The organism is Verrucosispora sp. WMMA2044, assembly GCF_027497155.1.
GTDB lineage: Bacteria > Actinomycetota > Actinomycetes > Mycobacteriales > Micromonosporaceae > Micromonospora > Micromonospora palythoicola.
Map to the genome: position 1 here is coordinate 2,075,970 of NZ_CP114913.1, position 19,883 is coordinate 2,095,852.

20 protein-coding genes are annotated in these 19,883 nt (G+C 72.1%); 15 read left to right on the forward strand and 5 right to left on the reverse strand.

Annotated features, from left to right (window positions below; translation table 11 throughout):
* Nucleotides 1–307: 307 nt before the first annotated feature.
* Together O3597_RS09300 and O3597_RS09305 are read left to right on the forward strand one after the other, a co-directional pair.
* On the forward strand, nucleotides 308–664 hold the full coding sequence (locus O3597_RS09300) for a DUF2267 domain-containing protein (RefSeq protein WP_164449779.1): 357 nt from the start codon (nucleotides 308–310) through the stop codon (nucleotides 662–664).
* 77 nt (nucleotides 665–741) lie between these two features.
* The gene (locus O3597_RS09305; RefSeq protein ID WP_164449780.1) at nucleotides 742–1,224 is read left to right on the forward strand and encodes a type II toxin-antitoxin system PemK/MazF family toxin; all 483 of its coding nucleotides are present in this window, start codon (nucleotides 742–744) and stop codon (nucleotides 1,222–1,224) included.
* A 62-nt stretch (nucleotides 1,225–1,286) separates the two neighbouring features.
* Here O3597_RS09305 and O3597_RS09310 read toward each other — a convergent pair whose 3' ends face one another.
* Both O3597_RS09310 and O3597_RS09315 read right to left on the reverse strand, forming a co-directional pair.
* On the reverse strand, nucleotides 1,287–1,937 hold the full coding sequence (locus tag O3597_RS09310; RefSeq protein ID WP_164449781.1) for an NAD(P)H-dependent oxidoreductase: 651 nt from the start codon (nucleotides 1,935–1,937) through the stop codon (nucleotides 1,287–1,289).
* A gap of 78 nt (nucleotides 1,938–2,015) precedes the next feature.
* Nucleotides 2,016–2,663: a GGDEF domain-containing protein gene (locus O3597_RS09315; RefSeq protein WP_164449782.1), complete on the reverse strand. Its 648-nt coding sequence runs from the start codon at nucleotides 2,661–2,663 to the stop codon at nucleotides 2,016–2,018.
* Between the two features lie 255 nt (nucleotides 2,664–2,918).
* Here O3597_RS09315 and O3597_RS09320 point away from each other — a divergent pair, with 255 nt between their 5' ends.
* The 5 genes from O3597_RS09320 to O3597_RS09340 all read left to right on the forward strand — a co-directional run bounded on the left by O3597_RS09320 (nucleotide 2,919) and on the right by O3597_RS09340 (nucleotide 7,273).
* Nucleotides 2,919–3,158, forward strand: a complete 240-nt coding sequence (locus tag O3597_RS09320; RefSeq protein WP_164449783.1) for a DUF397 domain-containing protein — start codon at nucleotides 2,919–2,921, stop codon at nucleotides 3,156–3,158.
* Nucleotides 3,159–3,290: 132 nt separating this feature from the next.
* Complete coding sequence (locus O3597_RS09325; protein WP_164449784.1) at nucleotides 3,291–4,178, forward strand: helix-turn-helix transcriptional regulator; 888 nt, start codon at nucleotides 3,291–3,293, stop codon at nucleotides 4,176–4,178.
* Nucleotides 4,179–4,449: 271 nt separating this feature from the next.
* Nucleotides 4,450–5,484, forward strand: a complete 1,035-nt coding sequence (locus tag O3597_RS09330) for a substrate-binding domain-containing protein (RefSeq protein WP_281603852.1) — start codon at nucleotides 4,450–4,452, stop codon at nucleotides 5,482–5,484.
* A gap of 2 nt (nucleotides 5,485–5,486) precedes the next feature.
* A complete protein-coding gene (locus O3597_RS09335; RefSeq protein ID WP_164450244.1) occupies nucleotides 5,487–5,693 on the forward strand; it encodes a hypothetical protein in 207 nt (68 codons plus the stop codon).
* Between the two features lie 44 nt (nucleotides 5,694–5,737).
* A complete protein-coding gene (locus O3597_RS09340) occupies nucleotides 5,738–7,273 on the forward strand; it encodes a serine/threonine protein kinase (RefSeq protein ID WP_281603853.1) in 1,536 nt (511 codons plus the stop codon).
* 41 nt (nucleotides 7,274–7,314) lie between these two features.
* On the opposite strand, the gene O3597_RS09345 is transcribed toward O3597_RS09340, so the two are convergent.
* Entirely contained in the window at nucleotides 7,315–8,010 is a 696-nt protein-coding gene (locus O3597_RS09345) for a carbon-nitrogen hydrolase family protein (protein WP_281603854.1), read from the reverse strand.
* A gap of 71 nt (nucleotides 8,011–8,081) precedes the next feature.
* Between O3597_RS09345 and O3597_RS09350 the strand changes: the two genes are divergently transcribed.
* Together O3597_RS09350 and O3597_RS09355 are read left to right on the forward strand one after the other, a co-directional pair.
* Nucleotides 8,082–8,885: a DedA family protein gene (locus O3597_RS09350; protein ID WP_164449785.1), complete on the forward strand. Its 804-nt coding sequence runs from the start codon at nucleotides 8,082–8,084 to the stop codon at nucleotides 8,883–8,885.
* Between the two features lie 75 nt (nucleotides 8,886–8,960).
* A complete protein-coding gene (locus O3597_RS09355) occupies nucleotides 8,961–9,383 on the forward strand; it encodes a protein phosphatase (RefSeq protein ID WP_281603855.1) in 423 nt (140 codons plus the stop codon).
* A gap of 134 nt (nucleotides 9,384–9,517) precedes the next feature.
* Here O3597_RS09355 and O3597_RS09360 read toward each other — a convergent pair whose 3' ends face one another.
* Nucleotides 9,518–11,791 carry an excinuclease ABC subunit UvrA gene (locus tag O3597_RS09360; protein ID WP_281603856.1) on the reverse strand — a complete coding sequence of 758 codons (2,274 nt, stop codon included), beginning with the start codon at nucleotides 11,789–11,791 and terminating at the stop codon, nucleotides 9,518–9,520.
* A 176-nt stretch (nucleotides 11,792–11,967) separates the two neighbouring features.
* Between O3597_RS09360 and O3597_RS09365 the strand changes: the two genes are divergently transcribed.
* Nucleotides 11,968–12,693 (forward strand): MerR family DNA-binding transcriptional regulator, encoded by a 726-nt coding sequence (locus O3597_RS09365; RefSeq protein ID WP_281603857.1) that lies wholly within the window; start codon nucleotides 11,968–11,970, stop codon nucleotides 12,691–12,693.
* 167 nt (nucleotides 12,694–12,860) lie between these two features.
* Here the strand turns inward: O3597_RS09365 and O3597_RS09370 are convergent, their stop codons facing one another.
* Nucleotides 12,861–13,856: a hypothetical protein gene (locus O3597_RS09370; protein ID WP_281603858.1), complete on the reverse strand. Its 996-nt coding sequence runs from the start codon at nucleotides 13,854–13,856 to the stop codon at nucleotides 12,861–12,863.
* Between the two features lie 312 nt (nucleotides 13,857–14,168).
* Here O3597_RS09370 and O3597_RS09375 point away from each other — a divergent pair, with 312 nt between their 5' ends.
* From O3597_RS09375 to O3597_RS09395, 5 genes are all read left to right on the forward strand, one after another.
* On the forward strand, nucleotides 14,169–15,494 hold the full coding sequence (locus O3597_RS09375) for a serine hydrolase (RefSeq protein WP_281603859.1): 1,326 nt from the start codon (nucleotides 14,169–14,171) through the stop codon (nucleotides 15,492–15,494).
* A gap of 110 nt (nucleotides 15,495–15,604) precedes the next feature.
* Nucleotides 15,605–16,843 (forward strand): serine hydrolase, encoded by a 1,239-nt coding sequence (locus O3597_RS09380; protein WP_281603860.1) that lies wholly within the window; start codon nucleotides 15,605–15,607, stop codon nucleotides 16,841–16,843.
* A 1-nt stretch (nucleotide 16,844) separates the two neighbouring features.
* On the forward strand, nucleotides 16,845–17,657 hold the full coding sequence (locus O3597_RS09385; RefSeq protein WP_281603861.1) for a M15 family metallopeptidase: 813 nt from the start codon (nucleotides 16,845–16,847) through the stop codon (nucleotides 17,655–17,657).
* Nucleotides 17,658–17,792: 135 nt separating this feature from the next.
* The gene (locus tag O3597_RS09390; protein ID WP_164449792.1) at nucleotides 17,793–18,581 is read left to right on the forward strand and encodes a class I SAM-dependent methyltransferase; all 789 of its coding nucleotides are present in this window, start codon (nucleotides 17,793–17,795) and stop codon (nucleotides 18,579–18,581) included.
* 172 nt (nucleotides 18,582–18,753) lie between these two features.
* The gene (locus tag O3597_RS09395) at nucleotides 18,754–19,785 is read left to right on the forward strand and encodes a PHB depolymerase family esterase (RefSeq protein ID WP_281603862.1); all 1,032 of its coding nucleotides are present in this window, start codon (nucleotides 18,754–18,756) and stop codon (nucleotides 19,783–19,785) included.
* The last annotated feature ends 98 nt before the right edge of the window (nucleotides 19,786–19,883 follow it).

Below are 19,883 nucleotides of genomic sequence, written 5' to 3' on the forward strand. Positions count from 1 at the left end.
TACGATGACATTCGCCTGGCAACCCAGCGGCCGACGGACCGGCCCGCAGGGTTGCCAGCGTGGTCTTTCGGGCCGGCACACGTGGTGGCGAACGGGGGCGCGACGTGCGCCGGCGAGCCGCACCGTCGGCCGAGGGACCGCCGGGCGGCGCTCGTCCCGCCGGCCTCGCTCGTGGTCGGTCCCCGACGGGCCCGCCCGGACACCGCGCGGGTCCGGCCCGGGCCGGGCGGCCCCCGGCCGCCACGGGCGGGCGTTTGCCCGGTGCCGGCGGGGGTATCCAGCGCGGCGCCGACGACAGGAGGGCGCCGTGCGGTTTCCGCTGTTCGTCGCCGCGGTGTCACGTCGTTCCGGGCTGGCGCCCGAACCTGCGGCCGACGTCGCGCGGGCGGTTCTGGACACCGTCGTGGAGCGGATGACCGGCGCGCAGCCGCCCGACCCGACCGGGTATCTACCGACTGATTTGACCGACGCGCTGTCGCCGGGCGGGCCGGCGGACTTCCTGCGCCGGGTCGGCGAGCGGGCCGGAGTCGACGAGAGCACGGCGGCCGCCGGGGCCGCGGCCGTCTTCGCCACCCTGCGCGAGACGGTGACCGTCGGCGAGTTCCACGAGATGGTGGCGCGGCTGGCCACCGCCGGCGATGGTAGCGACCCGGTCGCCGGGTGAGACATCATCGCCACGCGGCCCAGGAGGGCACAGTCCCTGCCGGCCGGGGGACCGGTGACAGCGGATAGGCTGCCGCCGTGGCAGGTCTGTTCAGGAGTGTGGCGTCCCGTGTCGGTGCGGTGATCCCGAGGCCGCGCGCGGCCGGGCCCACCCCGGCGAAGCTCGCGCGACGGCGTCAGGTCAGCGCGTTGCAGCGCCGCGAGTTGTCGTACGCCCCGGAGCCCGACGGGCAGGCCGACCCGGGGGAGATCGTCTGGACCTGGGTGTCCTACGAGGACGACCCCCGGCAGGGCAAGGACCGGCCGGTGCTGGTGGTGGGCCGGCACAGCCGGACCCTGTTCGGGCTGATGCTCTCCAGCCAGCAGGACCGCCACGGTGACCGGCACTGGCTGGCCCTCGGGCCGGGGGACTGGGACCGTGACCGGCGGCCGAGCTGGGTGCGCCTGGACCGGGTGCTGACCATGCGAGAGGACAGCATCCGGCGGGAGGGCGCGGTGCTGGACCGGGCCCGGTTCGACCGGGTGGGCCAGGCCCTGCGCGCCGGCTACGGCTGGCGCTGACCGTCCGGCTCGCCCGGTCCGCAGCCTCAGCCGGACTGCTGGACCGGGGTGGGCCGGTGACCTCAGCCGGACCGCTGGGCCGGGTCGACCGCGGCGTCGCGGGCGTCCGGCGGCGGGTACGGCTGTTCGGCGAGCAGCCGCGCCAGGTGGGCGCTGTTGAGCGCCAACGCCTTGGTCGCCCGACCGGTGGTCTCCGGCTTCGGGCGCGCGTCGATGTAGTCGGTCTTGTGCAGTGCCTCGCCGACCCAGTACGTCGCGCCGGCCGCCGCGCAGGTGAAGCCGACCTCGTTGAGTGCCTGCTGTACCTGCCCGATCGTGTGGTGGGCGCCGTCCTCGTTGCCGACGACCGCCACCGCGGCCACCTTGCCGTAGGTGAGCAGCCGGCCCTGGTCGTCGGTCTCGCTGAGCTCGGCGTCGAGGCGTTCCAGGACCATCTTGCACACGCTGGACGGTTGTCCGAGCCAGATCGGTGTGGCGATCACGAAGATCTGCGCGGCCAGCAGTTTCGCCCGGATCTGCGGCCAGGCGTCGCCATCGCCCTCGTCGGTGGAGACACCGAAGCGGACGTCGTGGTCCACGACCCGGATCAGTTCGCCGGTGACCCCCTGCTCGCCGAGGGCGTCGAGCACCTCCCGGCCCAGCACCTCGGAGCTGGACCGGGCGGGAGAGCGTTTCAGGGTGCAGTTGAGGACCAGCGCCCGAATGTCTGACATGTTCTTCCCTCCGCCGTACCAGCCTGGTAACGGCGGAGTACCCACCTGGGAGGCGGCGACGCGTGGTGCGGGGTGATGTCAGCACTCGGCGAGGTACGCGGTGTCGCGCAGCGCCCGGCCCGGTCGACCGCTGCCGAGCGCCTTGGCCTCGTACATCGCCGCGTCGGCGCGGTTGAGCGCCTCGGTGAGCTGGCTGTCCAGCACGGGTGCCAGACCGACCGAGGCGGTCACCCGGAGGGTGAGAGCACCCATCGGGATCGGCGCGGCGAGCATGTCGTACAACCGCCGGGTAGCGTGGTCGATCCACCGTCGGTCGAGGGTCGGGCTGGCCAGCAGTCCGGCGAACTCGTCGCCGCCGAGGCGGGCCACCAGGTTGTCACCGGCGAAGGTGGCCAGTCGCTGGGCGACACTGACCAGTACCTGATCTCCTGCGGCGTGCCCGTACCGGTCGTTGATCTGCTTGAAGTCGTCGAGGTCGAGGACCACGGCGATCAGGTGGCAGCCGGAGCGGTCGGTGAGCAGCGTCGCGGCGAGGCGGTAGAAGGCCCGCCGGTTCGGTAGGCCGGTCAGCGGGTCGTGGCTGGCGGCGTGCCGCTCTGCGGTCAGTTCGGCCTGGAGACGCCCGATCTCCGTCTCGGCCCGCACGGCCCGGCGTCCCAACTGCCAGGAGGAGAGCAGCGCTCCCGCGGCGCAGATGCCGGACGCGACGGTCAGCGGATCCGGCACCACCATCTCCCTTCTCCGCGAGACACGCCCGACACCGGATGGCGGACGCTGTCAGACACCTCGTTTCCCCTGATGGTCGTCAGGTTCGCGGGACAGAGCGTGCGCAGGTAGGCGTCACGCACGTGCGTTATCATCCCCGGTGTCCATTGCAGATGCAATAGCAGATGCACGTGCATAACGAGCCGACGCCGCCCCTCAAGCCGCTACCGCTCCTCCCACGGCACCGGCGCCAATCGGAGAGAACAGAAGCCCCTCATGCAGCAGCCGCCAAACGGTGTACCCGTTGACCACTTGCCTCCCCTCGCCTGGCAGAAGAGCCGGCGCAGCAATCCCAGCGGAAACTGTGTCGAGCTGGCGGAACTGCCCGGCGGTGCCGGAATCGCCCTGCGCAACTCCCGGCACCCGGACGGACCCGCGCTGATCTACACGGTGGACGAGATCGCCGCGTTCGTGCTCGGTGCCCGGGACGGTGACTTCGATCATCTGATCGGCTGACCCCACATCCCATCGACGGGATTCGTCCCGCACGGGATGGGCGGTTCACCTCACTGACGGTTCATGGCATGCTTACACGTCGGTCGACTCGGTCCACCGGTTCGACCACTGACGGCGTGTGGAGGACGGTAGGTGACCATGGTTTCCGCCGAGGAGGGTCCGGCGGCCGGCCCGACCGTGCTGCGGATGCTGCTGGGTGCGCAACTTCGACGCCTGCGGGAGTCGCGGGGTGTCTCCCGGGAGAGCGCCGGCTGGGAGATCCGGTCCTCCGAATCGAAGATCAGTCGGATGGAACTGGGTCGGGTCGGGTTCAAGGAACGTGACGTCGCCGACCTGCTCACGCTCTACGGCGTCACCGCCGAGCAGGAGCGCGCGGCGCTGCTCAAACTGGCCCGCGACGCGAACAACCCGGGCTGGTGGCACCGGTACGGCGACGTCCTGCCGTCGTGGTTCCAGTCGTACCTCGGGCTGGAGGCCGCGGCCGCGCTCATCCGCAGCTACGAGGTCCAGTTCGTCCCGGGCCTGTTGCAGACCCGGGAGTACGCCCGCGCCGTGGTGCTGCTCGGTCACAGCACGGCCGGTCCGGAGGAGATCGACCGCAGGGTGGATCTGCGGATGCGCCGCCAGGAGCTGTTGGCCCGGCCCCGCCCGCCGCGCCTGTGGGCGGTCGTCGACGAGGCGGCGCTGCGCCGGCCGATCGGTGGCCCGCAGGTGATGCGCGGCCAACTGGAGGCGCTGCTCGCGGCGACGCGTACGCCGAACGTCCGGCTTCAGGTGATCCCGTTCGCCGCCGGTGGGCACGCCGCCGCCGGGGGCGCCTTCACTATTCTGCGCTTCGGTGACCAGGACCTGCCCGACATCGTGTACATCGAACAGTTGACCAGTGCCATCTACCTGGACAAGCGCGAGGATCTCGACTTCTACGCGGTGGCCATGGAGCGGCTCTGCGTCGAGGCCGAGCCACCGGAGCGCACCCCGGAGATCCTGGAACGCATGATCGCCGACCTCGCCCCCCGCTAACACCCCCACCCCCGCACCCCCACCCCCCGCGCGCACCGCCCGCCCGGGGGTGCGCTGCGTTGCGCGTCGACACGGGTGTTGATCATGAAGTTGTCATCCGGGCAAGCGCTTGCCCGCAGCAACAATTTCATGATCAACGTGGGAGTGGGGGCGGGGTGGGAGTGGGGTTGACGGGGGTGGGGGTGAGGGGTAGCGTCTGGATCGATTCAGTTGCTGGATCGATCCAGACGGGCGCGGGAGGGGCAGGGGGATGAAGCCGACCTTGCGGGCCGTGGCTGAGGCCGTCGGTGTCTCGCGCAGCACCGTCTCCAACGCCTACGGCCGTCCTGACCAACTCTCGCCGCAGCTGCGTCAGCGCATCCTGGAGACCGCGCGGCAGATGGGGTACCCGGGGCCCGACCCCACCGCCCGGTCGCTGCGCCGGGGCTTCGTGGGCGCCATCGGGGTGCTGTTCACCTCCCGGCTGTCGTACGCGTTCACCGACCCCTTCGCCGTCCGGTTCCTCACCGGGGTGGCCGAGGCGGCCGAGCGCCACGGTAGCAACCTGCTGCTGATACCCCTGCCCGACGACGCCGTCGGCGCGCGCACAGCGGTGGAGAACGCCGCCGTCGACGGGTTCTGCGTCTACTGCGCCGGCGACGAGGAGGGCATTCTCGACACGATCCGTGGCCGTGGCCTGCCGTTCGTGACCACCTCCTCACGTCCTCGGGCCGACGACCTCTGGGTCGGCATCGACGAGCGGTCCGCCGCCCGGTCCGCCGCGGCGCACCTGGCCACCCTCGGCCACCGGAAGGTCGCCCTGCTCGGCCACGACGTGCTGCCCGACGCGCCTGCCGGGCCGCTGCTGGTCGACGACGTGGCCGACGTGCCGCATCCCACCACCCGGGACCGGCTGGCCGGCTTCGCCGAGGCCTTCGCGGCGGCCGGGGTCGCCTGGCCCGACCTGACCGTGCTCACCGCGACCGACAACACCCGAGCCGCGGGCGCCGCCGCGGTCAGCGCGCTGACCCACCTGCCCGAACCGCCCACCGCGGTGCTGGCCTGCTCCGACGTGCTCGCCCTCGGTGCGCTCGACGTCCTGCGTGCCGACGGCGAGTGGGGGCGGGGCGTCTCGGTGACCGGCTTCGACGACATCGCCGAGGCCACCCCGGCCGGCCTGACCACCATCCGCCAACCCGGCGAGGCGAAGGGCCGAAGCGCCGCCACGCTGCTGCTCGACCCGCCCGTGGACGCCGCCGCGGGCCAGATCCTGCTGCCCACCACACTCGTCGTCCGGAGCAGTTCCGGACCGGTTCCGAGGAGTTGACCATGGAACAGTCCACCGGCTTCGTCATGGCCGTCGACGCGGTGACCCGCCATGTCATGTCCGCCCGCCCGGACGCGCCGGTCCGACCCGACGTACCCCGGCCGGAGCGGCTGGTGGTCACCCGCCGGCTCGCCGCCGGGGCGCTGCGCCGACTCGCCGACCAGATCCAGCCCCGTCCGGTGCCCGCACCGCCCGCCTGCCGGACGTAGGGCGGGTGGTGCGCGGGGCGGTGCGGCAGGCAGACTGGAGGCCCATGTCTCCGTTCACCCCCAGCCTGCGGTTGCACGACCGCTACGTGCTGCACGACCGCGTCGGCCTCGGCGGAATGTCCGAGGTGTGGCGCGCCGACGACGAGGTCCTGGGCCGGTCGGTCGCGGTGAAGGTCCTCGCCGGGACGTTCGCCGTCGACCCGGACCTGCGGGCCACCCTCCGGCGGGAGGCCCGCGCGGCGGCACGCCTGGCCCACCCCCACGTGACCCAGGTGTACGACTACGGCGAGGCGGCCCTGACCGACGGCAGCGTCGTGCCGTACCTGGTGATGGAGTTGGTCGACGGGCGGAATCTCGCCGACCGGCTGACCGACGGTCCGCTGCCCTGGCGGCCGGCCCTGCGGATGGCCGCCGAGGTGGCCAGCGCCCTGGCTGCCGCGCACCGCCTCGGCGTGGTGCACTGCGACGTCAAGCCGGGCAACGTCATGCTCACCGACAACGGTGCCAAGGTGCTCGACTTCGGCATCGCCGCACTCGCCGGGGCGCCCACGCCCGGTGGGCGACCGGCCGGCGGCGCCCTGATGGGTACGCCCGCGTACCTGGCACCGGAGAGGTTGGGCAACGACCCAGCCCACCCGGCCAGCGACGTGTACGCCCTGGGTGCACTGCTGTACCGCGCCCTCACCGGTGACGTGCCGCTGCCCGTGCGCAGTTGGCCGGACGCGGTCCGGGTGCATGCCAACCGACCGGCCGTGGCACCCCCACGGGCGCCGGGCCTGCCGGCGGACCTCGCCCAGCTCGTGCTGGCCTGCCTCGACCCTGATCCGGAACGACGTCCCACGGCCGGACTACTGGCCACCCGGTTGCGTGCCGCCGCCTCCGGTCCGGCGGCGCCGACCACGGACGACGGGCCGGTCACCGGGCCGGTCGTCAGCGGCGGCGAGCAGCAGCCACCGGAGTCCAGCCGGCCGGTGCGCCACCATCCGCCGACCCTCATCGAGCCGGCGGACCGCCCGACCGTCGTGTCCGGCATCGCACCACGATCCGCGACTCGCCGACCACTGCGTGCCCGCGGCCGGCCGGCAGCCGGACGGCCGCCGGGCCGGCGCGGGCCTACCGGTCCGCCCACCGGCGCGCTCGTCACGTTCGCACTTGTCCTGCTCCTGGGTTTGGGCGCGGCACTCGTCCTCGGCGACCGGAGCGACGGGCAGCCGACGGCCACCCCCACCACGCCCGCGGCCGACCGGCCGTCCTCCGCCGCGCCGGTCTCACCACGACCCGCCGCGACCTCACCGGCCAACCCGCCGGAGCCGGCGAGCCTGCGGCGGGCGGCGGTCGAACTCATCGCGCTGCTCACCGAGGCACAGCTCACCGGCGAGATCGAGCGGAAGGCGGCCGACCGGCTGCGCAAGGAGTTGACCGAGCTGGTCGGGAGCCGGTCGAAGGACCAGGAGAAGCGACTGGAGGATCTGCGCGAGCGGCTCGACGACGAGGTGGACCGCGGTCGGCTCCCCGCCGACTTCGCCGACCGGGTGGACGACGTGCTGGACCGGTTCGAGGAGACCCTGCCGCAGGGCTGACCCCCGTCCGGCACCGGCCAGCAGCCGGTCGGTGCGCACGGTCAGGTCAGGGTCGCCTGGACGAACTCACCCGGTGCGGTTCCGGCGCGGGCGAGGACCGAACCATCCGACGACCAGATCGCCGACCGTCCGGCCGTCTCGGCGTAGCCGCCACCGGTGGAGCCGGCGAAGCTGGCGACCGCGACCACGACCCGGTGGGTGGCGCAGATCCGCATCGCCCGCTGATCCGGCACGTGCGCCTGAGCGGCGGCGTCGACGATCGAGGCGGCGTACACGTCGACGCCGGCAGCGCAGGTCTGTTCCGCGTGCGCCACGACCCCGGTGTCCTTGCAGATCGCCAGGCCGATCCGCCAGCCGTCGACGTCCAGCACGACCGGTGCCGGTCCGGGGCGGAAGCGGCGGGCCTCGACGTCTCCGAGCCACATCTTGCGGTACGCCACCCGTGCCCCGCTGCCGTCCACCGCGAGGGTGGCGATGTGCTCTCCGGCCACCGGCGCGCCGACCAGCGCGACCGCCCCTGCCGCCGTACACGCGGCGACCAGCGGCGCGAGCCGCGGATCCGCCGGGTCGACCGGCGCGGCGTCGAGTTCGTAACCGGTGAGCGACAGCTCCGGGAAGATCACCACCCGGGTCGCGGCGGCACGGACGATGGCGGCGTGCGCCGCCACGTTCGTCTCCACGTCGTACGACACGCACGAGGGCTGGGCGACGGCGATCCTCAGCGGAGGGCGGGACACCCGCGCAGCCTAGTTCCGAAAAGTCGACGCCGATGCAGCGACTCTCAGGTGCGGTTCGTAGCGTGTAGGACATGACGCATGTCCGGTACGCCTCGCCCTCGGTCGTCGGCCAGTCCGCACCACCCGAGGACGGTCTGGTCGGTTTCGTCACCGACCTGGTGGAGCGGCTTGGTGGCCCGGGTGCTGGGCTGGCCGTGGCGCTGGAGAACCTGTTCCCGCCGATTCCCAGCGAGGTGATCCTGCCGCTCGCCGGGTTCGTCGCGGCGCAGGGGCGGATGAACGTCATCGGGGCCATCTTCTGGACGACACTCGGTTCGCTGCTCGGCGCCCTCGCGCTCTACTGGGTCGGCGCCGCGCTGGGCCGGGAGCGGACGCGGGCCATCGCGGCGCGGCTGCCGCTGGTGAAGCTCAGCGACATCGACCGGACCGAGGAGTGGTTCCTGCGGCACGGCGTCAAGGCCGTCTTCTTCGGACGGATGATCCCGATCTTCCGGAGCATGATCTCCATCCCGGCCGGGGTGGAACGCATGCCGCTGCTGACCTTCGCGGTCTACACCACGCTGGGCAGCCTGATCTGGAACACCACCTTCGTGATGGCCGGTTACCTGCTCGGCGACAACTGGCACCTGGTCGAGGGGTACGCCGGCATCCTGCAGAACGTGGTCATCGTCGCCACGGCGTTGGCTGTCGTCTGGTTCGTCGTCACCCGGTTGCGCCGCTCGCGTCGAGCCGGCGGACTGCGGTCGAACGACAGCGGTGCCGGCCTGACCGACGCGACGCCCACCGGGGTGCCGGATCCCGACGGGCGGGGCACCATCTACCGCAGCGTCTGGTCGGACGGCCACGAGCGGACCGACCAGGAACCCCGGCGCTGATTCCGGCCGGCCCGGTGCGGACGGCACGCCCGCCGCAGCGGCGCCGGACGTGTCGGTTGCTCCCGAGGAGGTGTGGTGCGCGGATCGGACTGGGCGGACGAGGTCGGTGTGGTGGAACTGCCCGGCGGGGTCCGGATGCGGGGCCGCCGGATCGGTGATCCGGCCGCACCGGCCGACTTCAGCCTGCTGCTCGCTCCTGGGCCGGTGCCCGGTTGGGCGTACCGGCGGGTCCGGTGGCCGGATTTCTGGATACCACTGGACCGGGCGGACGCGTTGGACGCGCTCGGCGAGGCGCTGCGTCGCGGGTACGCCGGCCAGCGGGTGGAGGTGGCCTGCCGGGGTGGCACGGGACGGACCGGCACCGCCTTGGCGGCGCTGGCCATCCTCGACGGGTTGCCCGCCGAGGACGCGGTCGGCTGGGTACGCGCCGCCTACCGGCCGGGCGCGGTGGAGACACCCTGGCAACGGCGCTGGCTGCGCCGGCTGTCCGCGGCGTAACGGGACCGACCGCCGGTGTGGTGGTCGGTCCGGCGGGATGTGCAGCCTGCGCAGCGTCGACGCCGGAGGAGCACCCACCCACGGCCAGGCGGGTGCCGGAGCCGGCCGACGGGCGCCACCGGCTCCGGCGGTGGTCAGCCGGCCACGTAGTCGCGCAGGTGGCGGGCGGTGAGCGTGTCGCCGCGCGCCACCAGGTCGGCGGGGGTGCCGGTGAACACGATCCGGCCGCCGTCGTGACCGGCACCCGGCCCGAGGTCGATCAGCCAGTCCGCGTGGGCCATCACCGCCTGGTGGTGTTCGATGACGATCACCGTGTTGCCGGCGTCGACGAGCCGGTCGAGCAGCGCGAGCAGTTGGTCGACGTCGGCCAGGTGCAGTCCGGTGGTCGGTTCGTCCAGCACGTAGGTGCCGGCCTTGTCGGCCATGTGGATGGCCAGCTTGAGCCGTTGTCGCTCGCCGCCGGAGAGGGTGGTCAGCGGCTGGCCGAGGGTGAGGTAACCCAGCCCGACGTCGGCCATCCGGTCCAGGATGATCCGGGCCGGCCCGCTGGGGAAGAAGTCCCGGGCCTCGGCCACCGACATGCCGAGCACCTCGCTGATGTTGCGCCCGCGCAGCCGGTAGGTGAGCACCTCGTCGGTGAAACGGCGACCCTCGCACTGCTCGCAGACGGAGGCGACGCCGGCCATCATCGCCAGGTCGGTGTAGACCAGCCCGATGCCCTTGCAGGTGGGGCAGGCGCCCTCGGAGTTGGCGCTGAACAGGGCGGCCTTGACCCCGTTGGCCTTGGCGAAGGCGGTGCGTACCGGGTCGAGCAGGCCGGTGTAGGTGGCCGGGTTGCTGCGCCGGGAGCCACGGATCGGGGCCTGGTCCACGATCACCACACCGTCGCGGCCGTGCAGTGAGCCGTGCACCAGGGAGCTCTTGCCGGAGCCGGCCACCCCGGTGACCACGGTCAACACGCCGAGCGGGATGTCCACGCTGACGTCGCGCAGGTTGTGCAGATCGGCGTGCCGGATCGCGAGGTGCCCTTGAGGCGTACGGACCGGTTTCCGCAGCCGTACCCGGTGGTCCAGGTGCCGACCGGTGAGCGTGTCGGAGCGGCGCAGGCCGGCCACGTCCCCGGTGTAGCAGATCCGACCACCGGCGGCACCGGCACCGGGACCGAGATCGACCACGTGGTCGGCCACCGCGATGGTCTCCGGCTTGTGCTCGACCACGAGCACCGTGTTGCCCTTGTCCCGCAGCCGCAGCAGCAGGTCGTTCATCCGGGCGATGTCGTGCGGGTGCAGGCCGACGGTGGGTTCGTCGAACACGTACGTGATGTCGGAGAGGCTGGAACCGAGGTGCCGGACCATCTTGACCCGCTGCGCCTCACCACCGGAGAGGGTGGCCGACTCCCGGTCGAGGCTGAGATATCCCAGACCGATCTCGACCAGCGAGTCCAGCAACTCCCGCAGGTTGCCGGTCAACGGGGCGACCGACGGGTCGTCGATGCCGCGGATGAACCCGGCCAGGTCGCTAATCTGCATGGCGGCGCATTCGGCGATGTTGCGGCCGGCGATGCGGGAGGTCAGCGCCGCCGCGTTCAGCCGGGTGCCTCCGCAGTCGGGGCAGGTGGTGAAGGTGACCGCCCGGTCGACGAAGGCCCGGATGTGCGGCTGCATGGATTCCCGGTCCTTGGCGAGGTAGAGCCGGCGTACCTTGACGACCAGACCCTCGTAGGTCAGGTTCGTGCCGCCTACCTTGATCTTCGTGGCGGGCTTGTGCAGGAGGTCCTGCCACTGCTGCGGCGTGAAGTCCTGGAGCTTGACGTCCGGGTCGAACAGGCCGGAGCCGACGATGGTCTGCCAGTACCACGTGTCGACGGCGAAGTTCGGCACGGTGATCGCGCCGTCGTTGAGCGACTTCTCCACATCGACCAGTTCGTTGACGTCGAGATCGGAGACCCGGCCCAGGCCCTCGCAGGTGGGGCACATCCCCTCGGCCAGGTTGAAGCTGAAGGCGCCGGCCCCGCCGACGTGCGGCTCACCCAGCCGGCTGAACACGATGCGCAGCATGGCGTACGCGTCGGTGGCGGTGCCGACGGTGGAGCGCGAGTTGGCGCCCATCCGTTCCTGGTCGACCACGATGGCCGGGGTGAGATTGCGTAGCGAGTCCACGTCGGGCCGGGAGAGGTTGGGCATGAACGACTGGAGGAAGGCGCTGTAGGTCTCGTTGATCAGCCGCTGGGACTCGGCGGCGATGGTGCCGAAGACAAGTGAGGACTTGCCGGAACCGGACACGCCGGTGAAGACGGTCAGCCGGCGCTTGGGGATGTCGACCGAGACGGCGTCGAGGTTGTTCTCCCGCGCCCCGCGTACCTCGATGACGTCGTGACTGTCGGCGGCGGACCCTGCTGGCTGCTGCATGCGAACCCTTCGCGAGATCGTGGACGGACTCCCGCCCGGGAACTGGCTTCAGATGGCCTGGCCGGGTTAAATTGTCTCATTCACATGCATGTGGAGACTTTCGCGGCATACTGAGCGCTGGTTGGCGTGATAGATGACGAAAAGTCTCAAACAACGCGGGAAGCTAGGCTGAGCCGGTGGTGGATCGTCGGGGCAGCGGACGGTTGCGTGCGGTGGATCTCGCCGCGACGGCGGGTGTCTCCGTACAGCAGGTCCGCAACTACGTCGACCTCGGCGTGTTGCCTCCGGTCGAGCGCACCCCGAGCGGTTACCGGATCTTCACCGACGCGCACGCGCGGGCCCTGGCGGTGGCCCGGTCGGTGGCCGACGGGCACGGCTGGACGCGTACCCGGGAGATCATGGCCGCGGTCCACCGGGGTGACCTGACGACGGCGCTGGCGTCGCTGGACGCCGGACACGCCGAGTTGGACCGCGAACGGGCCGAGATCCGGATGGTGCTCGGCGCGTTCGAGACGGTGGTCGTTGGTCCACGCCGGCCCACCGCCGGGCCACGTCGGGCGGTACGCGTCGGCGTCGTGGCCGACCTGGTCGGGGTCCGCACCTCACAACTGCGGTTGTGGGAGGCGCGCGGCCTGCTGCGCCCGGCCCGCGAGGCGGGCACCGGCTACCGGGTGTACGACGAGGCCGAGCAGCGTGCCGCCCAGGTGGTGGCGCTGCTGCGCCGGGGCGCGTACCCGTTCGAGATCATCACAGCGGTGCTCGACGAGATGCGGACCACCGGGAGCCCGCAGCGGGTCCGGGCCGAGCTGGCCCGCCGCGAGCAGGAGCTGCACCGCCGCAGCCGGCGGCGGCTGGCCGCCTCGGCGACCCTGCACGACTATCTGTGCCAGCTGGCCGGCTGACACCGCTCGGCCAGGCACCTGGACCGAAGGCGGTGATGTCACGACGACAAGTTCATGTCTGAGTGACATCACCGCCTGAAGGCGACCTCGCAGCGGAGGCTCGGTCAACGTGGTGCTCGAGGGAGCACTCGTGTCACCACCGCTCGCCGCTGCGGTGGATCAGGTCGTCAACGCGCCGAGCAGGGCCTGGCCAGGTTGACCAGATCGGCGGGGCGGTTGCCGTCGACCCGGCCGATCGCGGTGGCGATGCGGTTGATCGCCGCGACGCGCCGGTCCTCCAGCGGGCCGATGATGGCGTTGCGCACGAAGTTCGGGCCGCCCTGCGGGTTGGCCGCCTGCCGGGCGAGGCGGGCGTTGGCGTCGGCGATCTGGCTCTCCAGGTTGGCGAGTTCCCGCCGCACCTCCGCCGCGGCCTGAGCCGGCACCGTCGGGAGCCGGTCGGCCACCGTCGGGCAGTTCACCCGCTGCGCCACGCCGGCCCCCGCGTTGCCGTTACCGGCATTCCCGTTGCCGTTGCCGTTGCCGTTGCCGTTGCCCGCGTTGCCGTTGCCGGCGTTGCCGTTGCCGGCGTTGCCGTTGCCGGCGTTGCCGTTGCCGGCGTTGCCGTTGCCGGCGTTGCCGTTGCCGGCGTTGCCGTTGCCGGCGTTGCCGTTGCCGGCGTTGCCGTTGCCGGCGTTGCCGTTGCCGGCGTTGCCGTTGCCCGCGTTTCCGGCGTTGCCGTTGACGGCGCTGGGCACACCTGCGGCGTTGAGGCCGCAGGTGGCCAGGCTGGCGAGGTCGGGGCGTTGACCACCGACACGCGAGATGTTGATGCCGATGCGATCGAGGGCGGCGGTTCGCTTGCTGGCCAGGGGCCCGAGGATGGCGTTCTGGACGAAGGCGGGGCCACCCTGGGGGTTGGCGGCCTGCTGGGCGAGGCGGGCGTTCGCCTCGGCGATCTGCTTGTCGAGGTTGGCCAGTTCCTGCTCCACCCCGGCGACGGCGGCGGCGGGCACGTTGGACAGCTTGTCCCGTACCGTCGGGCAGTTCGCCGTCTGCGGCTCGGCCGCGTCGTCGGCGGAGGCCAGCGTCAGACCGCCTCCCAGGAGCACCACCGCCAGCACACCGACGCCACCGAGCTTCAAGGCAGCGTGCTTGCGGTGCTGCTGCGTACGCCTGACCATGCTTCTCTCCTCATGATTGACCGCCCGACGGGTCGGCCCGTCGGCTGGTGCGCAAAGGGGTGCCCGGAAAGACACTCGGCGACGGCGGCCGGCCCCGCCCCGCCTGCCGAGGACCCTCGCGGGTGACGTCGGACCGAGCCGCGCGGGAGCGCTCCCGCCGCAGGTCCGGGCGTTTCATGTGTTCGGTCGTGGATACGGGGGGTGGGCGCGAACGGTTCAACAATCCGCGGCGAGGATCGCGACCTGCACCCGACCCGAGCCGGCCGGGCGGGGTGGGCGACACCGACGATCCTGCCGTTAGTCTGCGTCTTCATGAGAATCCGGGCCCTGGCCACCGGTTGCGCCGCCGTCGCCGCCGTGCTGATGCCGGCGACTGTCGGTGCTGCGGTGACCACTGTCGGTTCCGGATCGTCCACCTCGGTCGCTCTCCCGGCCGCCGCCGTGCCACCGCTACCCCCGTCGGTGCCCGCGACGCCGGCCCCGACGGTCGTGCCCTGCCCGAAAGCGGTGGCGCCGAAGGTGTCCCGGTCGCCGAAGCCGACGCCACCGCCACCCGTCGCGGCGCACCGGATGGTCGGCGGAGACGCGCTGGCCACCCCCGGCCTGGTCGTGCCGCCGGGAGTGCCGGCCCCGCCGAGGGTGACGGCGACCTCGTGGCTGGTGGCGGATCTGGACACCGGCGAGGTGCTGGGTGGCTGCGGTCCACACGAGTACGCCACCCCGGCCAGCGTGCAGAAGCTGCTGCTCGCCGCGACCATGCTGCCGAAACTCGATCCGGCGCAGGTCGTCACGGTCACCAGGGAGGACCTGGACATCGCCCCCGGCAGCTCGGCGGTCGGGCTGTTGCCGGGCGGTCGCTACCGGGTGGAGACGCTCTGGCTGGGGCTGCTGCTGCAGTCCGGCAACGAGGCAGCGAACGCGCTGGCCCGCCTCGGTGGCGGCGCCGACGGCGTGGCCGGCGGGGTGCGGGCGATGAACGAGCAGGCCAGACTGCTCGGCGCGTACCAGACCCACGCGGTCACCCCGTCCGGGCTGGACGCCCCCGGCCAGTTCACCAGCGCGTACGACCTGGCCCTGATCGCGCGCGTTTGCTTCGCCAATCCGACCTTCCGGCGGTACGCGCTCACGGAGCGCGCCCGCATCCCGGCGCAGAAGGCGGTGCGGGGCAGGGGCTTCGAGATCCAGAACGAGAACCAACTGGTGTACCGCTATGCCGGTGCCCTCGGCGGCAAGACCGGCTTCACCGACTACGCGCGGCACACCTATGTCGGCGCGGCCGAGCGGGACGGTCGCCGACTGGTCGTCACGCTGCTCGGTGCCGAGCCCCGGCCGCAACGCGGTTGGGAGCAGGGTGCCGCGCTGCTCGACTGGGGCTTCGCGCTGCCCCGGCGGACGAGCGTCGGCCGGCTGGTGGAGCCGGGGGAGTTGGACGCCGCACCGTCACCGACGGTGACCGGGTCGGCTGAGGTGGCACCGCCGCTCGTCCCGCCGCGAACCGGCACCGTTGCCGCTCAGCCGGCCGGCACCGCCTCGGCCAGCGGCGGGCCGGGCGCGGGGATGCTCGTGGCGCTGGCCGTCGGAGCGCTCGCGATCACCCTGGCCTTCCTCGCCGCTCGCCGGGCCCGCCCCACCGAGTAGGGCCTGGTGCGAATCCGCCCTCGTCGAGGGCCGGCCAGATCCAGGATCCGAGGGTGGGTGATGGTCGATTTGCGGGCCTCGTCGGAATTCACCCGATAGTGTCGCTGATTGTGAGAGCTTCCGCACTTTCGGTCGCGGTGGCTGCCGCGCTGCTGACGACGCCACTGGTACCGGTCGCCGACGCCCAGGCGGCGGCGCCGGTGCGGTGTCCGCGTCCAGCGCCGCCCGCCCCCGGCCCCACACCTGCGGCGGCGCCGTCACCGGACCCGGTGCAGCGGGCCGTCGGCGGACCCCGGTTGGCCACCTCCGGTCTGGTGGTGCCGCCGGGCGTACCGACGCCGCCGAAGGTGGCCGCCACCTCGTGGCTGGTGGCGGACCTGGACACCGGCGAGGTGCTGGGCGGCTGTGGTCCGCACGAGTACGCCACCCCGGCCAGCGTGCAGAAGCTGCTGTTGGCCGCGACCATGCTGCCGAGACTCGATCCGACCGACGTCGTCACCATCACCGCCGGTGACCTCGACATCGAACCGGGAAGTTCCGCGGTGGGGCTGGTGGCGGGCGGCCGGTACCGGGTGGAGACGCTCTGGCTCGGGTTGCTGCTGCGCTCGGGGAACGAGGTGGCGAACGCGCTGGCCCGCCTCGGTGGCGGCGCGGACGGCATGGCCGGCGGGGTACGGGCGATGAACGAGCAGGCGAAACTGCTCGGCGCTCACCAGACGCACGCGGCGACGCCCTCCGGGTTGGACGGTCCCGGACAGTTCACCAGCGCGTACGACCTGGCTCTGATCACCCGGGCCTGTTTCGACGACGCGCGTTTCCGGCGCTACGTGGCCACCCGGGAGGCGACCATCCCGGCCCAGCCCAGGCAACGCGCCAAGGGCTTCACCATCGACAACGACAACCAGCTGCTCTACCACTATCCCGGCGCGCTCGGCGGCAAGACCGGCTACACCGACCTGGCCCGGCACACCTACGTCGGCATCGCCGAGCGGAACGGACGGCGGCTCGTGGTGACGTTGCTGGGCGCGGACGTGATCGACAAGCGGGGCTGGCAACAGGGCGCGGCCCTGCTCGACTGGGGATTCGAGCTGCCTTCGGCGGCCTCGGTGGGGGTGCTGGTGAGCCCGGGCTCGGCCACCGCCTCGGCTCCACCGGCCGCCGTACCCCCACGGGCGTTGCCGGGCGGCGCGTCCGGCGCGGAGACCTCGCAGGCGGCGACCCTGGCCGGTCGCCTGCGGTCGGCCTCCCTGATCGGCCTCGCCGTCGGGTTGACGCTTCTCGCCGGCGGTCTGGTGGGCCGCCGGCGCTGGCGGCACCGTACCGCCGCGACGCGCGCCGGCCGGCGGTGAGGTGACCTCGCCGCGCACCCTCGCCCTCGGCCTGACGGCGACGCTGGCGCTGGTGACCGGTGGCTGCGGACGGGGTGACGAACCGGAGCCGACACCACCACCACCACCGTCGCCATCGGTGTCGCCGGGCTTCGTCGTTTTGTCCGATGTCGACGATCGCATCCTCACCGACATCCGGTACGCCACGGCGGCCAACTTCGTCGGCCGCCGCGTCGACGGCTACCAGGAACCGCTGTGCCTGCTCACCGCCCGCGCCGCCGAGGCGCTGCGCCGGGTGCAGGACGCGGCGCTCGCCGTCGGCCGCAGCCTCAAGGTGTACGACTGCTACCGCCCGCAGCGGGCCACCGACGACTTCCTGCACTGGGCCGCCCAGCCGGATCAGGACGCCACGAAGGCCGAGTTCTACCCTCGGGTGCCAAAGACCGAGCTGGTCGACCGCGGCTATCTCGGCGCACCCAGCGCACACAGCCGGGGCAGCACCGTCGACCTCACCCTGGTCGACGTGCCGCCGCCCGAGCAGGCGCGCGTCGAGCCTGGCCGGCCGTTGGTGGCCTGCACCGCCCTGTACGCGCGGCGTCTCGCCGACAACAGTGTCGACATGGGTACCGGCTTCGACTGCTTCGACCCGCTGTCGCACACCGACTCGGATCGCGTCGGTCCCACCGCGCGGGAGAACCGGCGGCAGCTACGGCACCTGATGACCGACGGTGGATTCGTCGGCTACGACCGGGAGTGGTGGCACTTCCGCTACCGCGACGAACCCTGGCCCGACACCTACTTCGACCTGCCGGTGACCCGCTCCTCGGCCGGCTGACCCCGTCCAGGGTCAGCGCGGCCCGACGATCCTGACCGACCCGACGAACAACCGCCACGCGGACGGCGGACGGGGCGGCTATGCCGTGGGCAGAATTGCACGCGTTCCGGCGGGAGTCGCGGGCAGGCTGGCGAGGTGAGGGCGGACTTCAGCGGTGAGGTGGCGGCGTACTACGCGAGGCATCGACGCGGTTACCCACCCGAGGTGCTCGACGCCCTGGCCGCCGCGTGCCGGCTCGGCATCGAGGACACCGTGCTCGACCTCGGCTGCGGCACTGGCAAATTGACTCTCCCGCTCGCCGCCAGGGTCGGAGCTGTCATCGGCGTGGACCCCGAGCCGGACATGCTGGCCAAGGCCCGCGAGGCCGCCTTGAGCGCGGCGAGAGCCAATGTCACCTGGGTACTCGGCACCGACCGCGAGCTGCCCACGCTGGGCCGGCTCCTCGGCAATCGGTCGATCGGCGCGTTGACAGTCGCCGTCGCCGTCCACTTCATGGACCGCGACACGCTGTTCGCCGACGCCCGCCAACTGCTGCGACCCGGCGGCGGTATCGCCGTGATCACCAACGGCGCTCCCTTGTGGGCGCAGGACGACGAGTGGTCGGTGGTGCTGCGCGACTGTCTGCAACAGCTGCTCGGGCATCCGGTCAACGCCACCTGTCAGACCGACGAGACAGGTCGCCGGCTCAACCAGGAGGCTCTCGTCCGGGCCGGCTACCGGTACGCCGAGTCGTTTGTGCGGTACGACGCGCAGCTCACCGTCGAGGACATGGTCGGCGGCGTCTTCTCCGCCATGTCGGCCGACCGGCTGCCCTCGGCGTCGGGCCGGGCCAAGTTCACCGCCGAGGTGCGTGGTGCCCTCGGCGGGCGGGACCACGTCACCGAGCGCGTCCAGGTGTGGTTGCAGTTCGGCGTCGTGGACTGATCGCAGCGACAGGGCACAGCGGAGACCGGGGGAGAGGTCGTCGACAGCGACCGGCACCACTGCGCGGCCTTGCGAGGTGTGGATCGCGGTCATGTCGGCGGTGACGCAGGTCACGCTAGCGTCGCCGTACGCCGACACCACCGCCGGCGCTCACCGAACCACAGGGAGCGTCATGATCAGACCTGTCTCGCGCCTGCTCGCCGCCGCCGTCGCGGCCCTGCTGCTCACGCCCGCGATGCCGGCCCAGGCCGCCACCACCCCGCACACCAAGACCCCCGTGTCCGGAAGCTTGTCGACCTACCGCATCTCGGGGGTGTACGTCGCCGGGGTCTCCTCCGGCGCCTACCTGGCCGGCCAACTCCAGGTGGCCTACTCGCGACGGATCAGGGGAGCGGCGCTGTTCGCCGCCGGCCCCTACTACTGCGCGCAGAACAACGTCGCGCAGGCGCTGTACGGCTGCGGCGACAACATCTACCCGACATATCTGAGCAGCCTCCAGGCGTACACCCGGACCTGGGCCGGATATGGCTGGGTCGACCCGGTCAGCGGGTTGTCCGGCGAGCCGGTCTACGTCTTCCACGGTGGATCCGACGGCACGGTGAAGCGGTCGGTCAGTGACGACCTGGTCCGCTACCAGCAGCACTTGGGCGCCAGCGTGCAGTACGACAGCGGCTCCTCGGCCGGGCACGGCTGGGTCACGCCCTACGGGACGGTGGGCTGCACGGCCACCGCAGCCCCGTATCTCAACGACTGCGGCACCGACCCGCAGCACACCTTCCTGCGCAAACTGTTCGGGTCGGTCCAGTCGCCCAACACCGGCCCGCTCGGCGGCACGCTTGTGCGGTTCAGCCAGAACAGCTTCGCGGTGAACGGCTGGGCCAACGGCCTGAGCATGGACGCCAACGGTTTCGCCTACGTCCCTTCGTCGTGCGCCTCGGGGGCGAGTTGCCGGCTGCTGGTGGCGCTGCACGGTTGCCTCCAGGGGCACAGCCGGGTCGGGACCGCCTTCGTGGACCGCGCCAACCTCAACCAGTACGCCGACACCAACGCCATGATCGTGCTGTACCCGCAGGCCATCACCGCAGCCAGCAACCCGAACGGATGCTGGGACTGGTGGGGTTACCTCGGTGCCACCAACTACCCGATAAAGGGTGGTGCCCAGGTGGAGACGGTGATGAACATGGTGCGCCGGTTGGGCGGCTGAGGACGAACGCACGACCGTCCACCAGCGCGAGCTCGTCTTTGACCAGGATCACGACGCATGCGGATAACGGGCGTCACCGGATAGGGTCGTTACACCGG